This is a genomic window from Iodidimonas gelatinilytica (assembly GCF_008579125.1).
In the GTDB taxonomy this organism is placed as follows: domain Bacteria; phylum Pseudomonadota; class Alphaproteobacteria; order Sphingomonadales; family Rhodothalassiaceae; genus Iodidimonas; species Iodidimonas muriae.
The window spans coordinates 1-1,236 of record NZ_BKCL01000028.1 but is presented as its reverse complement, the minus strand read 5'-3'; the positions used below and the strand labels follow the sequence as shown (position 1 = coordinate 1,236).

Sequence of the window (1,236 nt, the reverse complement as noted above, 5' to 3'; positions counted from 1 at the left end):
TGACCTGCTTCCTATTTTTTGGACCATTTAGAATGAGAAAATTCTCGTTTAGGCTTTGAAGAGCTTTTAGGAGAATTTTTGTGAAGCGCAGTAAATTTACGGATAGTCAGATCGCCCTGATTTTGCGGCAGGTTGAAGAAGGCACTTCAGTTGATGAAGTCTGCCGCAAGACCGGCATCAGCCAGCAGACTTATTACAGGTGGCGCAAGAAGTATGGCGGTTTGATGCCATCAGAGATGAAGCGTCTTAAGCAGCTTGAGGAAGAGAACCAGAATTTGAAACGACTGGTCGCTGATCTGAGCCTGGACAAGGCCATGCTGCAGGATGTCATAAAGCGAAAGCTGTAGGGCCTGCTCGGCGACGAGATATTATTGATGATCTTCGCGCGGTTTGGACTGTCAGCATCCGGCGGGCCTGTAGAGTTATACAGGCTCACCGATCAGGATACAGTTACAAGTCCAAACGGCCCGATCAGGCCCAGCTCAAGAAACGGATCAGGGAGATCGCCGAGATCCGCGTTCGCTATGGCTACAGGCGCATCCATGTGTTGCTCAAGCGTGAAGGTTGGCAGGTGAATGCCAAGCGTGTCTATCGGCTTTACAAGGAAGAAGGCCTTACCCTGAGGAACAAGGCGCCAAAGCGTAAGGTGTCAGCCAAGTTGCGTGAGGACCGCACCGATGCGGCAGCTCCTAATGAGGTATGGGCGATGGACTTCATGTCAGATCAGTTGTTTGACGGCAGGCGTATCCGCGTGCTGACGATTGTTGATGCCTTCAGCAAAGTCAGCCCTGCGATAGACGTACGTATGCGCTATCGAGGCAGTGACGTGGTAGACACCCTTGAGCGCGTTAAGCGCACGTATGGCGTCCCCAAGACCATTCGCGTGGACAACGGTCCGGAGTTTATCAGCAAAGACCTGGATCTGTGGGCTTATATGAATGATGTAACGCTTGACTTCAGCAGGCCAGGGAAGCCGACAGACAACGCCTTCATTGAATCGTTCAATGGCAAGGTTCGATCAGAATGTTTGAATACATCTTGGTTTTTAAGCCTGAAGGAGGCACAGTCAAAATGTGAGGCATGGCGCCGGGACTATAATGAAGTCCGGCCACACAGTTCGATCGGCAACAAAGCCCCGATGGAACTGGTTCGCGCCTATGGGTAGGCATGCCTACCCATAGGCATAACATCTGGATTTTCTTGTTCCGGGTGGCCCAAAGATGGGGGCAAGTTCAA

General features: G+C 51.5%; 1 protein-coding gene. It reads left to right on the top strand.

The window, feature by feature from the left end; genetic code table 11:
- Positions 1-80: 80 nt before the first annotated feature.
- A protein-coding gene (locus tag JCM17844_RS13840; RefSeq protein ID WP_150001483.1) for an IS3 family transposase occupies positions 81-1,165 on the top strand; the annotation gives its coding sequence in 2 pieces (ribosomal slippage) (positions 81-342 and positions 342-1,165; 1,086 coding nt in all).
- Positions 1,166-1,236: the final 71 nt, after the last annotated feature.